This window comes from Planktotalea sp., assembly GCF_018607965.1.
GTDB lineage: Bacteria > Pseudomonadota > Alphaproteobacteria > Rhodobacterales > Rhodobacteraceae > Planktotalea.
On record NZ_JABBAM010000035.1, the window covers coordinates 18,509 to 32,540 of the forward strand.

Consider the following 14,032-nt stretch of genomic DNA (forward strand, 5'->3'; position numbering starts at 1 on the left):
CAGGGTGCGGGGAGGTATTTCACCTATAACGCAAATTCAGCCCTTAAAGGCATATGTATCATGGCAAGTCTCAACGATATCCGCTCTACCTTTCTAAACTATTACGAAAAGCAGGGTCATGCGATCGTGCCATCGGGGCCGCTGGTGCCACGTAATGATCCAACCTTGCTTTTTGCCAACTCTGGTATGGTTCAATTTAAGAACCTGTTTACGGGTCTTGAAACGCGCGACTATGCCCGCGCAACAACATCGCAAAAATGTGTGCGTGCGGGTGGCAAACATAATGACCTCGACAACGTGGGCTACACGGCGCGCCACCACACGTTTTTCGAAATGCTTGGGAACTTCAGCTTTGGTGACTATTTTAAGGCCGATGCGATCGCATTCGCTTGGGAATTACTGACCAAAGAATTCGGCATTCCAAAAGAAAAACTGCTGGTTACAGTCTATCATACAGACGAAGAAGCCGCTGATATTTGGAAGAAAGTTGCGGGCCTAAGCGATGATCGCATCATTCGTATCGCAACGGACGACAATTTCTGGCGTATGGGGCCAACAGGACCTTGTGGACCGTGTACCGAGATTTTCTATGATCACGGCGAACACATCTGGGGCGGTATGCCCGGGACGCCTGAAGAAGACGGTGATCGCTTTATCGAGATCTGGAACATCGTTTTCATGCAGAACGAACAGTTCGAAGATGGCACGATGAAGCCGCTCGCAATGCAAAGCATTGATACGGGCATGGGGCTTGAGCGGGTGGGTGCGTTGTTGCAAGGCAAGCATGACAATTATGACACGGATTTGATGCGCTCCTTGATCGAGGCCAGTGCCGATGCGACCAGCGTTGATCCAGACGGGGACGGCAAAACCCATCACCGTGTGATCGCGGATCACTTGCGGTCCACGTCTTTTTTGATTGCCGATGGCGTGATGCCCTCTAATGACGGTCGCGGCTATGTGTTGCGCCGCATTATGCGCCGTGCGATGCGTCACGCGCATCTTTTGGGGGCGAGCGATCCGTTAATGCATCGTCTTGTACCGGCGCTTGTGCGTCAGATGGGCGGCGCGTTCCCAGAACTGGGCCAAGCTCAATCACTGATTGAAGAGACGCTCCACCTTGAGGAAAAGCGTTTCCGCCAGACACTAGAGCGAGGCTTGAAACTGCTGGACGACGAAGTTGCGGGCATGCCAGAGGGTGATGTGCTCTCGGGTGCATCCGCGTTCAAGCTGTATGACACGTTTGGCTTCCCAGTCGATTTGACCCAAGACGCGCTGCGCGAAAAGGGTCGTGAAGTTGACCTTGATGGTTTCAAAGCTGCGATGGATGCCCAAAAGGCGAAGGCGCGCGCGGCTTGGTCCGGCACCGGTGCCTCTGCGGAAAGCGCGATTTGGTTCGATATTGCGGACGCGCATGGTGCGACTGACTTCTTGGGCTATGACACAGAGAAAGCCGAAGGTCAGATTGCAACGCTTGTCATTGACGGTGCAGAATCGAAAAGTGCGAAGGCTGGTCAAGAGGTCCAGATCGTTCTGAACCAAACGCCATTCTATGCGGAAAGCGGCGGTCAGGTTGGCGACAAAGGTATCATCACAACCGACACTGGTGTGGCGCATGTAACCGACACGAAGAAAAGCCAAGGCGTCTTTATTCATATTGCGATAGTGCAAACGGGCGAAATCAATAGTGGCAGTGCAGCGGTTCTGGATGTGGACCCTGCGCGTCGCACCGCGATCCGTGCGAACCACTCCGCGACGCACTTGCTGCACGAAGCCTTGCGCACGACCCTTGGGGACCGCGTTTCGCAAGGTGGGTCGCTTAACGGCGAAGACCGCATGCGCTTTGATTTCTCGCACAGCAAAGCGCTCAGTGCGGATGAGCTGAGCACGGTCGAAAAAGAAGTGAACGGCTATATTCGTCAGAATGCCACCGTTGAGACACGTATTATGACACCAGACGATGCGCGCGCAATTGGGGCGCAGGCCCTGTTCAGTGAAAAGTATGGCGACGAGGTCCGCGTTGTGTCCATGGGCACGCAAGCGGGCTCTGGCAAAGGCAGCAATGGTGAAACCTATTCGCTAGAGCTGTGTGGCGGCACGCATGTGCGCCAGACGGGTGACATCGGTGCGTTCGTGATCCTTGGTGATAGCGCGTCCAGTTCTGGCGTGCGCCGTATTGAGGCGCTGACGGGTCAGGCGGCCCTGGATCATTTGCGTGAGCAGGATCATCGCCTTGGCCAAGTGGCTGCAGACCTTAAGGCCCAAGCTGCAGATGTGCCTGCACGTGTGAAAGCGCTGCTGGATGAACGTAAAGCGCTGAGCAATGAAGTTGCGCAATTGCGTCGTGAATTGGCGATGTCTGGTGGGGCAGGGCAAGGTGGCGCTGAGCCTGAAGTCGTGAATGGGATCAAGTTCGTCGCGCAAGTTCTGACGGGTGTGTCGGGCAAGGATTTGCCCGCGCTGATGGACGAACATAAAACACGTATCGGGTCGGGTGCGATCTTGCTGATTTCAGATGCCGACGGCAAAGCAGCGGTCGCGGCAGGCGTGACGTCTGATTTAACGGGGACCATTTCTGCGAAAGATATCGTGAAAGCAGCCGTTGTTGAGCTTGGCGGTAAAGGCGGCGGTGGACGTGAAGACATGGCGCAAGGCGGCGGCAAGGACGCTAGCAATGCGGACGGCGCGATTGCGGCCGCGAAAAAGATATTGGAGGGATAGACAATGCCAACAGCACTTTGGATTGCTAACGTTCATGTGACAGATGAGACGTCCTACAGTGAGTACGCCTCGCGCGCGACGGGTGCGATTGCGGATCATGGTGGCGTGTTTCTAGCGCGTGCTGGCAAACATGAGCAACTTGAGGGGCGAGACCGCAAACGCAACGTCGTGGCGCGCTTTCCATCGCTACAGGCAGCACATGATTGCTATCATTCGGATGCTTATCAAGCCGCACTTGATTTTGCGCGTAACGCCTCAGAGCGTGATTTAGTGATCGTGGAAGAAGCTGACGTCTAGGCTGCAATCCGCTTGTGAAAATGACGCACACTGGCAGATCTCTGCCGGTGTTTTTGTTTCCAACACTGATCACTCGCCTGTGTGCACCTGAATGTGAAAGGGTCGTGTTGTGTATAACCTTGCAAAAAGAACGTCGATTCGGCTTGGTGATTCCTCAGTTCCCCTGAAAAAAGTAAACAATCCCAAGTAGGTAACCCGATTGTTTCCTCAAGGGAATTAGTGTGCATTGTTTTGGGATATCCCCTGTGAATAAAACTGGTGTTCAAAAATACAAAAACGAGGGAAAACAAGTAAAATAAGGGGTTTTGGTTAATCACGTTCAGAAGAAGGCGGAATTACCTATGGCTGCTAAGGATGCCGATGCGTTAGATTTTTAACACGTGAAGGTTAACCTGGAGGATATTTCATGAAGAAGACACTTATTTCCGCAGTAGTCGCAGCTGTAGCATTTGCAGCACCAGCAATGGCTTGGGAAGGCAAAACAGTAGCTTGCTACGACAAGCACCTGGTTTCTGCTAAGTACTGAGTAGCTAAGGTTCTCGTTAAAGCTGGCAAGAAGCAGTATGAGCACCGCAATGGTCGCATCGAGCTGGTTTCTTACCCACCTGTATACCGTCAAGTCGCGACACTTAAGACAGGTTCCCACTATGTTATGAAGCAGGTTAAGTGCCATCACTAAGCGGCCTTAATTGAATGCGCTGGCGTCATTTACGCCGCGCGTTTACCCCAAAATAAAAAGCGCGGTGGGACTTATCCTACCGCGCTTTTCTGATTTCTGAATGTAAACTTTAACGCTTATGAGCTGCGCGAATGACGCTTGCGCTCATGTGGGTCCAAGTAGCGCTTACGCAGGCGGATCGCATTTGGTGTGACTTCCACCAATTCGTCGTCGTTGATATACGCAATCGCTTCTTCAAGGCTCAGCGTCACAGGCGTTGTCAAACGAACAGCTTCGTCTGTGCCAGAGGCACGAACGTTGGTTAGTTTCTTACCCTTCAACGGGTTCACCTCAAGATCGTTCTCGCGGCTGTGCTCACCAATGATCATACCAGTGTACAGATCAACCTGTGGGCCGATGAACATCTTGCCACGGCTTTCCAAGTTCCAAAGCGCGTAAGAAACGGATTGACCGCTTTCCATCGACAACAAAACGCCAGCACGACGACCAGGGATTGGGCCTTTGTGCTCGGCCCAACCGTGGAAAACACGGTTCAGAACGCCAGTACCGCGTGTGTCTGTCAGGAATTCACCGTGATAACCGATAAGGCCACGTGAGGGCACGTTCAGGATGATACGGGTCTTGCCAGCGCCAGCAGGGCGCATTTCGACCAGATCGCCTTTACGTGCGCCTGTCAGCTTTTCGATTACAACGCCTGAATATTCGTCATCAACGTCGATTGTCGCTTCTTCGACAGGCTCCATACGTTCGCCGTTGGGGCCTTCTTTCATGATTACCTGTGGACGCGAGATTGATAGTTCGAAACCCTCACGACGCATGTTTTCAATCAAAACACCCATCTGGAGTTCGCCGCGGCCAGAAACCTCAAACGCGTCACCACCGGGGGTGTCAGCGATCTTAATCGCAACGTTGGATTCGGCTTCTTTGTGCAGACGGTCACGAATAACGCGCGACTGAACTTTTTTACCATCGCGGCCAGCCAGCGGGCTGTCGTTGATGCCAAAGGTCACTGTAATGGTGGGCGGATCGATCGGTTGTGCGGGCAGGGCCGTGTCAACAGCCAAAGCACAGATCGTGTCCGCAACAGTCGCTTTGGACATGCCTGCGATGGAAACAATATCACCGGAAATAGCTTCTTCAACATCTTGCTGTGCAAGGCCACGGAACGCTTGGATACGTGTCACGCGGAACTGCTCGATCTTTTGACCAATACGGCTAAGCGCCTGAACGGTTGCACCAACCTTCAGTTTGCCGCTCTCAACACGGCCAGTTAGCAAACGACCAACAAAAGGGTCTGCCCCAAGCGTTGTCGCCAACATACTGAAATCTTCGTCTTGGCGCGCAATTTGTGTCGGGCGCGGAACGTGGTTCACAATGAGATCGAACATCGCTGTCAAATCTTTGCGTGGACCGTCGAGTTCGTTATCGGCCCAACCGTTACGACCAGAGGCATACATGTGTGGGAAATCGAGTTGGTCGTCATTCGCATCCAAAGACGCGAAAAGGTCGAAACATTCGTCCAACGCACGATCAGGCTCGGCATCGCCTTTGTCTACTTTGTTCAACACAACGATTGGACGCAGACCCAAAGCAAGCGCTTTAGACGTCACGAACTTTGTTTGTGGCATCGGGCCTTCAGCCGCGTCGACCAGCAAAACAACACCGTCAACCATGGACAGGATACGCTCAACTTCGCCGCCAAAATCGGCGTGACCAGGCGTGTCCACGATGTTGATACGTGTGCCTTTCCACTCAACAGACGTTGGCTTGGCGAAAATCGTAATGCCGCGTTCGCGCTCAATGTCGTTGTTGTCCATGGCACGCTCGGCCACAGCTTGGTTTTCACGGAACGCGCCGGATTGCTTTAGAAGTTCGTCCACAAGCGTCGTTTTGCCGTGGTCAACGTGTGCGATAATCGCAATATTGCGAAGGTCCATTGTATACTGCCTTTAACTGAGTTGGGCCTCCGTTATAGGCGTCGCCCTTAAAAGGCCAGCAAAATAGCGCGACATGCTTAAATGCCGCGCTAATGATGGCTTCATCTTGCCGATTGGTTCAAATTACGCAGGTAAATAAATGTTAAATTGCGCACGTATTGCACTGTCTAAGGTTGCATCGAATCTGGCATTTGAACGCGTGGCAAGAATCTCTTGTTTGCGCGCCTTGGCTTTTTCAACCAAAACTGGCTTGCCGAGTTCGACCCATTCCTTGGGCGAGGTCCGATCCCCCAAGGTTGGATACACGTGATCCGTTTGCATCCGACCCAGTGTTGCATCGGTGCCCAAATAGTGATTTGGCCCGCCCATGCACACGGCTGCAATTTGATCCAGCGCGAGGGTTTCGTCGTTCACTTCGATCCCGCGCACACAGCGCATTGCTTGGCCGATCAGGTCATCGCTAAGGATAAGGCTTTCGTGGCAAAAGCCCAAGAGCGACGAATGCATACCAGCTGCTTCGTATACCATGTTTAAACCAGACAGACCTGCCATGACGTTGGAACACATCTGTTCCCATCCGGCCTGCATGTCCGGCATTTTGGAATCTGATGCGCCACCCGCCGCACCACCCGGCACGTCGTAAAACGCATGCATTTGCGCACAGCCCGCGCTTAGTAGCGCCTGTTCGCCTGATCCTACCGACATTGCGCCCGTGCGCAGATCAAGGCCGAAAGGCCATGTGCCAAAGACCGCAGGATGGCCGGGGACGATTGCGTTCACATAAACCAGACCCGCAAGGCACTCTGCTGTCGCTTGGGTGATCGCGCCCGCAATTGTCGAAGGTGCTGTCGCGCCCGCCATGCCCGCAGACAAGAGCAAGACAGGCATACCGCCTTTGATGCAGGCCTCCATGACTTCGCAGGCCTCCGTCGCAAATTTCATTGGTGGAACGACAAAACAGTTGGAATTGGACAAAAACGGACGCTCGCGCCATTTATCTTCACCACCTGCAATTTTGTGCAGCATTTCAAGCGCGTGGGGCACAAAGCTGGGTTCGGTAAAGGACGTTCCAATATGTTTGTTCGTCCCGCTGGTGCAGGCGTAGATCGTGTTCAAATCCATTTCCAGATTGTCGGAAATATCGCGCGCCACCATGGGGCGCTGCACAAAGTTAATATTGTCGAGCACATCACAAATACGCGCGGCATCGTGCAAGTCTTGGATAGTTGACTCGCGGTAGGCATGGCCCTCAACATCGACCATATGAACTGCTGCACCCGCAGTGCCGTAGTGGACGCGCTGTCCTGACAGATCGAGGTCGTTTTTGCCGTCACGACTGAACAAAACCACATCGCGGTTGGCTTTGGCCAAAGCATCCTCAACTAAGGCGCGCGGGAAACGGATGCGACCATCATCGCCCAAGATCGCGCCAGCGCCCGTTAGGATTTTAACGCCGGAGGGTGGCGCATCTGCTAGCCCAATTGTCTCTAACGCGGTTAATGCAGCTTGATGGATTTTTTCCACATCCATGTCGCTAAGGGGTTTGTACTGACCGCCCTCCATGCCGGCCCGAATAGGGCGCATGTGGTCGGGTAATTTATTGGAACGTGCTTCGCGGCGTGCATTGCGTCCACCAGAGCGGCGGGATGGGGTTTGATCGTTCATTGTGGCGTGCTTTCGATTGGAGCTAAGGAAGGGGGTGAAAACCGTCCTTAGGGACGCCCCCGTGCGGCACGTCCGCGCCGCGCTCCAATCGTCACGCGTGTCAGCGTGAGTTTCCAAATCTTGTCTGCCAAGCCCGTTCTCCCAGACGATATCTGAGTTGAGAACGGATTTATGCGTGATTCTGCGCCAATTGCGACGTGGCGTCGTTTTCAGGCGTTACCACTTACCGCTTGCACCACCACCGCTTGAGGAACCACCACCAAAGCTAGAGCTCGACTTCGACGTGCTTATCCTTGAAATAGTGTAGGGGACAACATCGCGGTATGTGCAATTTGAGCAGGTGGTAATCATATCGCCATCACCCGCGGTCATTTTCGTCGCTTTCGTTTTCACGTGCCGCGTGCGGTCCAGATGGCGCTGGCCACATTCGGGGCACTTCTTCATTTTCACGAATTTATCTTTAAAGACCAGCGCACCGATCCCGCCAAAAACGGCAACCACAATGGCCCAAACCCAGTTGTTTGTTCCGCTGCCCGTAGGTGCATCTTCCCCCGCAAGAAACGGTGTCACGATCGTATCAATTGTATCGGTGACACCCGCCTCAATGCCGTCTTGATAACGATCTTCCTTGAATGCAGGCATGAAAGAGCGGTCAATCACGCGGGCCGTCGTGCGATCCCAATCGCGCCCAAAGCCATCCCCCAATTCAATGTGCATCGCGCGATCTGTGCGCAGCACCATGACAAGCACGCCATCATTGCTGGTCTTATTGCCAATGCCCCACTCGTTGAACAAACCTGTTGCGAAGGCTTCCAATGTTTGATCAGGCGCGAACATGTCTTGGCGCGACAATGTGAGAACGGTCATTTCAACGCCTGTGTCTTTTTTCAACTCTTCCAATTGGGTGATCAAACGCGCCTCTGAGGCATCATCCAAAAGACCGGCGTAGTCATTTACAGTGGTTGAATTATAGTCGGGATAGGATTGTGCCAATGCGCTGGTTGCGGACACAAGAAATGCGAAAATTGCTAAAAAACGGGTCATAAAATGGATTTTCTTAACTTGAATGGACCTAGGTTACCTTAGTTTCCTCTATTTACAAAGCTTTGCTGCAAACGCACATAAAGTCTGTAGAGCAGCGCCGTAGGTATCGTCGTCAATCGTCATGGCAACGCGCAGATGTCCTGCTGCGGCTTGGCCGAAACTTTCACCGGGCATCACTGCGATGTGGTGCTCATCGAGCAAACGGTTGGCAAACGCTTCGCCACTCAGCCCCGTGTCGCGAATATCTAGTATCACATACATCGCCCCATCCGCAGGGATCATACGCACGTGGTTTTGTTGGCCAAGTATATCGACGGTGATCTTGCGACGGCGCGCAAACGGTGCCGCGATCTTTTCTTCTAACGCTGGCCCTTCGCGAAGTGCGAACAGGGCCGCGTCCTGTACAAACCCTGCAACGCCGTAGGTCGTATGTGTCGCCAAGTTTGTCAGATGCGCGATCACCTCTTTGGGGCCAACGATCCAGCCCACGCGGCTGCCCGTCATCGCATGGCTTTTCGACATAGACCCGATCACCAACGTGCGTTCGGCCATGTCGGGCAGGGCACGCGGGGACAGATGTTCGCCCTCCCAAATCTGCGTGTCGTAAACTTCGTCAGAGATCAGCCAAAGGTCGTGGCGTTTGCAAACCTGTGCGATCCCTTCCAGCGTTTCGCGCGTGTAAACAACGCCCGTCGGATTGTTGGGCGAGTTGATCAACAGGCTGGCCGCGCCGCTTGCGAGCGCGTTGATATCATCTGCATTGGGTTGAAACCCGTCCTCAGCACGCGCTTGAACGGGCACAGCAACCGCACCAATCCCGCGCAAAGTGCCGGGGTATGTTGCGTAGTAGGGATCAATGAAAAGTGCGGTCGATCCACTGGGACAAGCCGCCAAGTGCGCGGCGAACAATGCGGATTGCCCGCCCGGTGTGATCATCACGTTTTCTGGTCCTGTCACAACGCCCGTGCGCGCCTGCACACGATCCGCAACCTCTTGGCGCAGCGCAGCAATTCCCGGAACCATCGCATAACCCGTATGCCCCCCACGCGCAGAAGCATCCATGGCCGCCAAAATGCTAGGGTCCGTGCGAATGTCATGCTCGCCAATCGTCAATTCGGTCACGGGTGTACCTGCCGCAATCATCTGGCGCGCGCGCATGAAGACCTCCCAACCGTCGGAACCACCACCGGTAATATTCGTCAAAGTCGTGGACAATGCGGGCATAACTATCTCCTTAGCGCAACACCCGTCACTTGGACGCGACGCGCCAGATTCGTCAACACACTGGACGGATTGAAATTGTGTCGCTATCAAACATCCATGAACCACGTACAAAGCATCACACTTATTTGCTGTATTTCCTGCTAACTTCACGTTGGCGGGCCGGTTTCACATTTCCTATTCAGGTTTGAGTTGCTAAGTCCGCCGCACCCCTTTTGCGCGCATTCAGGACGACCGACATGACAAAGATCACACTGCACAACACGAAAACCCGTTCCAAAGAGGAATTGGTGCCGATCAAATCTGGCGAAGTGTCGATGTATGTCTGTGGCCCAACGGTTTACGCCCGCGCGCATCTGGGCAATGCGCGCCCTGTGATTATCTTTGACACGCTGTTTCGTTTGCTGCGCCATGTGTACGGCGACGACAATGTGACCTACGTGCGCAATTTCACGGATGTGGACGACAAGATCAACGCGCGTGCCGCCGAGACAGGGCAATCTATTCGCGAGATCACGGATGGCACGATTGCGCTTTATCTGGCGGATATGGACGCAGTCGGCGCGATGCACCCCAACCACATGCCGCGCGCGACCGAGTACATTCAGCCAATGGTGGATATGTCGGCTGACCTGATCGAAAAGGGGTTCGCTTACGAGGCCGAAGGTCACGTACTGTTTTCGGTCAAAAGCTATCAGGACTATGGCAAATTTTCTGGTCGCAGCATCGATGATATGATCGCAGGTTCACGCGTCGAAGTTGCACCTTACAAGCGTAATCCGATGGATTTTGTTCTGTGGAAACCCTCAGATGCAGACACTCCCGGCTGGGACAGCCCTTGGGGCAAAGGTCGCCCGGGGTGGCACATTGAATGCTCTGCCATGGCGCGTGAAATTCTGGGCGAGAGCTTTGATATTCACGGCGGTGGCAACGATCTGATGTTCCCGCACCATGAGAATGAGATCGCTCAATCAAAATGCGTTGGCCATGATTTTGCAAACATATGGATGCACAACGAGATGTTGCAGGTCGAGGGCAAAAAGATGTCCAAGTCGCTTGGCAACTTCTTCACTGTGCGCGATTTGCTGGATCAAGGGGTTGCGGGGGAAGTGATCCGGTTTGTGATGCTGAGTACGCATTACAGGAAGCCGATGGATTGGACCGAAACAAAACGGGCTGAGGCGGAACGCACTTTGCGCGGTTGGCACGCCAAAACAGACGGGATCGTTATTGCGAATGCTCCCGCTGATGAGGTAATTGCGGCGTTGGCCGATGATTTGAATACGCACAAGGCGATTCAAGTGTTGCACGAAATTGCGCGCAAAGGGGATCCCGCAGTTCTGAAGCGATCTGCGCAATTGCTAGGGCTTTTGACGGATGAGTTAGGCGAGTGGGTCGCGTCCAGCATGGGTGGTGGACTGGATCACGAGAAGATCCTGCAAGTTGAAGGATGGCTGCGCTCGGCGCGTAATGCTGCGATGTTGAATAGCGATTTCACCGAAGTGGATCGACTGAAAAGTGACGCAAAATCTGCTGGTTTGGAAGTGCGCATGACGAAGGAAACCGTTGAGTTGAAGCCCACACAAAGTTTCGATGCTGACCGGCTCCACAATATCAAGCGGGGGGATACGTGATGACCAAACAACGCCTCTATCTCTACGACACGACTTTGCGCGATGGGCAGCAAACCCAAGGCGTTCAGTTTTCCACTGTAGAAAAGATTCAGATCGCTGAAATGCTTGACCAGCTTGGCCTCGACTACATCGAGGGCGGCTGGCCCGGCGCGAACCCCACGGATTCCGCGTTCTTTGACGAAGCGCCCAAGACCCGCGCGATGATGACCGCATTTGGCATGACCAAACGGGCAGGGCGTTCGGCTGAAAACGATGATGTGCTGGCCCAAGTCATGCAAGCGGGCACAGGCGCGGTCTGCCTTGTTGGTAAATCCAGCGCCTTTCACGTGTCCGATGCGCTTGGCATCACCAAGGCCGAGAACACGGCCAACATCGCCGCTTCTTTCTCGCACATTGTGGGCGAAGGGCGCGAGGCGCTGTTTGATGCAGAACACTTCTTTGACGGGTACAAAGCCGATCCAGACTACGCGCTTGAAATCCTGCACGCCGCCATTGAGGCTGGCGCGCGTTGGGTTGTCTTGTGTGACACCAACGGCGGGACTTTGCCTGCTGAGATCAGCGAAATCACCAAGGCTGTCATCGCGTCGGGGATAAAGGGCGAAAATCTCGGCATCCACACACATGACGACACGGCTAACGCGGTCGCCTGTTCTTTGGCAGCCATCGACGCGGGCGCGCGCCAAGTTCAGGGCACGCTGAATGGGCTGGGCGAACGCTGCGGCAATGCCAACCTGACCACGCTGATCCCAATCCTGCTGCTGAAAGAACCCTACGCCAGCAAATTCGAAACAGGCGTCACGCTTGAGGCGCTGAAATCGCTGAAACAGATGTCGCATAAGCTAGACGATATCTTGAACCGCGTGCCCCTGCGCCAAGCGCCTTTCGTCGGCAGTTCAGCCTTTGCCCATAAAGCGGGGTTGCATGCCTCTGCGATCCTGAAAAACCCCAGCACATACGAACACATCGAACCCGAAATCGTCGGCAACGAACGCGTCATTCCAATGTCCAACCAAGCAGGGCAGTCTAATCTGCGTCGCCGCTTGTCAGAGGCGGGATTGAGCGTGGAAAAAGGCGATCCGGCGCTTGGCTATTTGTTGGACGAAATCAAAGAGCGCGAAGCGCTGGGGTATTCCTATGACACCGCGCAGGCCAGTTTCGAGCTGCTCGCGAGGCGCGCTTTGAACCAACTGCCAAACTTCTTTGAAGTAAAGCGTTACAAAGTCACGGTCGAGCGGCGCAAGAATAAATACGACAAGATGGTATCTTTGTCCGAGGCTGTTGTTGTGGTGAAAATCGACGGCGAAAAGAAGCTGTCCGTTAGCGAATCTATGGATGACACGGGATCAGATCGTGGTCCTGTGAACGCGTTGTCCAAAGCGCTCGCCAAGGATTTGGGTCAATATCAAGAGATGATCGACGATATGCGCCTTGTGGATTTCAAGGTGCGGATCAATCAAAGCGGCACAGAGGCGGTGACGCGCGTGATCATCGACAGCGTTGATTCTAAAGGGAATCGTTGGAGCACGGTCGGGGCGTCGGCAAACATTGTTGATGCGAGTTTTGAAGCTTTGATCGATGCGATCCAATGGAAGCTGATCCGCGATACCGGTGAAAAATTCACGAAGTAACCTTGACGTTACATGTCACCTTTCCTACCCATGTCACCTATAGGTTACTTAGAGGGGCAAAAGACATGAATACAGATACACTCACTAAGATTAGGTTTTTTGGCTTCGCGGCGGCTGGATTGGTCTGTGCCAGCTATAGCGTTGCGGCTCTTGCAACGAATACGCCTAACCCAATGTCGCCTTGGTTGCCTGGCATTGCTGGTTTTGCGGCGGCGGCATTAATCTGGGTGTCAGCTATTTCAGCAGGACGGCGAACTGCAGACGCCGCCTTTGATTAATTCTACCAAATTGAATGGAGCCGCGCTCAGCAGTTTGCCTATTGGTTTGCAATTCTGCTTTATCCAGTCTTTGCAGTGTTCTTAACGCTTGGTTGGATTTGTTCGGTCACTGCATTCGCCTCGATGGGTACTGCCACAGGTGCCGCACCGATGCTGGCCTTTTGCGTCATTACATTGAGAAGCTAGGGCATGGCAAAGCTACACAACACCCTCAAAACCCTGCGCACAGAGCAGGGGTTCACCCAAGCCTCACTTGCGGATGCGGTCGGCGTGTCACGCAAAACGATCAACACGATCGAAAACCACGTGTTCACCCCGTCCACGCTGCTCTCAATGCAAATCGCACAGGTGCTCAATTTAACTGTGCATGATATATTTTACGTGAAAGACGATTAGCATGTTTTTGAAATTTATACATTTTATTGCAGTGAGCCTATGCATTATCGGGCTGGTTCCCTTTGGTCTGGTTGCATCGCAATGGCCTAAGAAAATGGACGTGATACAGACCGGCGAGACGTTGAATTTTGAATCCGCTTTGGCTGGTAATTTGCAAACTGCACCTGAGCCAGCACAAATCGAAACACGTGATGTTTGGACGATGCCAGTGCGCAAATATGGAATGCAAGACGCAAGCAAGCCCTTGCTAATTTTGATCCACGGCTCTGGCTGGAACGGTTTGCAATACAACGCAATGGCGCAAAACCTATTGCAAGATGCACATGTGCTTGCAGTTGATTTGCGCGGTCATGGTGCTACGCCAAAGCGTCGCGGCGATGTGGATTACATCGACCAGATGGAGGATGATTTGGCCGACCTGATCCAAGCAGAGGCCGTACAGGGCCAGCAAGTTGTGATGCTTGGTCATTCCTCTGGTGGCGGACTTGTGGTGCGCTTTGCTGGAGGCGAACACGGTGCGCTGATTGACAAC

General features: G+C 53.7%; 11 protein-coding genes. 7 read left to right on the forward strand and 4 right to left on the reverse strand.

Annotated features, from left to right (window positions below):
* Positions 1-60: 60 nt before the first annotated feature.
* Positions 61-2,721 carry an alanine--tRNA ligase gene (gene alaS / locus QZ279_RS02555; protein ID WP_293447523.1) on the forward strand — a complete coding sequence of 887 codons (2,661 nt, stop codon included), beginning with the start codon at positions 61-63 and terminating at the stop codon, positions 2,719-2,721.
* A 3-nt stretch (positions 2,722-2,724) separates the two neighbouring features.
* Positions 2,725-3,018 (forward strand): DUF1330 domain-containing protein, encoded by a 294-nt coding sequence (locus QZ279_RS02560; protein ID WP_293447525.1) that lies wholly within the window; start codon positions 2,725-2,727, stop codon positions 3,016-3,018.
* Positions 3,019-3,813: 795 nt separating this feature from the next.
* On the opposite strand, the gene typA is transcribed toward QZ279_RS02560, so the two are convergent.
* From typA to QZ279_RS02580, 4 genes are all read right to left on the reverse strand, one after another.
* Positions 3,814-5,634: a translational GTPase TypA gene (gene typA / locus QZ279_RS02565; protein WP_293447527.1), complete on the reverse strand. Its 1,821-nt coding sequence runs from the start codon at positions 5,632-5,634 to the stop codon at positions 3,814-3,816.
* A gap of 123 nt (positions 5,635-5,757) precedes the next feature.
* Positions 5,758-7,299: a trimethylamine methyltransferase family protein gene (locus tag QZ279_RS02570; RefSeq protein WP_293447530.1), complete on the reverse strand. Its 1,542-nt coding sequence runs from the start codon at positions 7,297-7,299 to the stop codon at positions 5,758-5,760.
* A gap of 216 nt (positions 7,300-7,515) precedes the next feature.
* Positions 7,516-8,343 (reverse strand): YgcG family protein, encoded by an 828-nt coding sequence (locus QZ279_RS02575; RefSeq protein ID WP_293447532.1) that lies wholly within the window; start codon positions 8,341-8,343, stop codon positions 7,516-7,518.
* Between the two features lie 48 nt (positions 8,344-8,391).
* Positions 8,392-9,567, reverse strand: a complete 1,176-nt coding sequence (locus QZ279_RS02580; RefSeq protein ID WP_293447535.1) for an aminotransferase class I/II-fold pyridoxal phosphate-dependent enzyme — start codon at positions 9,565-9,567, stop codon at positions 8,392-8,394.
* 236 nt (positions 9,568-9,803) lie between these two features.
* On the opposite strand from QZ279_RS02580, the gene cysS reads away from it, so the two are divergent.
* The 5 genes from cysS to QZ279_RS02605 all read left to right on the forward strand — a co-directional run.
* Positions 9,804-11,198 (forward strand): cysteine--tRNA ligase, encoded by a 1,395-nt coding sequence (cysS, locus tag QZ279_RS02585; protein WP_293447537.1) that lies wholly within the window; start codon positions 9,804-9,806, stop codon positions 11,196-11,198.
* Positions 11,198-12,826: a citramalate synthase gene (cimA, locus tag QZ279_RS02590; RefSeq protein ID WP_293447540.1), complete on the forward strand. Its 1,629-nt coding sequence runs from the start codon at positions 11,198-11,200 to the stop codon at positions 12,824-12,826. Before cysS ends, cimA begins: the two co-directional genes overlap by 1 nt.
* Positions 12,827-12,891: 65 nt before the next feature.
* Positions 12,892-13,104, forward strand: coding sequence for a hypothetical protein (locus QZ279_RS02595; protein ID WP_293447542.1), 213 nt, complete (start codon positions 12,892-12,894; stop codon positions 13,102-13,104).
* Between the two features lie 189 nt (positions 13,105-13,293).
* The gene (locus QZ279_RS02600) at positions 13,294-13,500 is read left to right on the forward strand and encodes a helix-turn-helix transcriptional regulator (RefSeq protein ID WP_293447545.1); all 207 of its coding nucleotides are present in this window, start codon (positions 13,294-13,296) and stop codon (positions 13,498-13,500) included.
* Positions 13,501-13,531: 31 nt separating this feature from the next.
* The coding region (locus QZ279_RS02605) for an alpha/beta fold hydrolase (protein WP_293447547.1) at positions 13,532-14,032 on the forward strand (501 nt) is incomplete at its 3' end.

Coding starts and splice junctions, on each gene's coding strand:
- alaS (WP_293447523.1), top strand. CDS start 61: ATGGCAAGTCTCAACGATATCCGCTCTACCTTTCTAAACTATTACGAA.
- QZ279_RS02560 (WP_293447525.1), top strand. CDS start 2,725: ATGCCAACAGCACTTTGGATTGCTAACGTTCATGTGACAGATGAGACG.
- typA (WP_293447527.1), bottom strand. CDS start 5,634: ATGGACCTTCGCAATATTGCGATTATCGCACACGTTGACCACGGCAAA.
- QZ279_RS02570 (WP_293447530.1), bottom strand. CDS start 7,299: ATGAACGATCAAACCCCATCCCGCCGCTCTGGTGGACGCAATGCACGC.
- QZ279_RS02575 (WP_293447532.1), bottom strand. CDS start 8,343: ATGACCCGTTTTTTAGCAATTTTCGCATTTCTTGTGTCCGCAACCAGC.
- QZ279_RS02580 (WP_293447535.1), bottom strand. CDS start 9,567: ATGCCCGCATTGTCCACGACTTTGACGAATATTACCGGTGGTGGTTCC.
- cysS (WP_293447537.1), top strand. CDS start 9,804: ATGACAAAGATCACACTGCACAACACGAAAACCCGTTCCAAAGAGGAA.
- cimA (WP_293447540.1), top strand. CDS start 11,198: ATGACCAAACAACGCCTCTATCTCTACGACACGACTTTGCGCGATGGG.
- QZ279_RS02595 (WP_293447542.1), top strand. CDS start 12,892: ATGAATACAGATACACTCACTAAGATTAGGTTTTTTGGCTTCGCGGCG.
- QZ279_RS02600 (WP_293447545.1), top strand. CDS start 13,294: ATGGCAAAGCTACACAACACCCTCAAAACCCTGCGCACAGAGCAGGGG.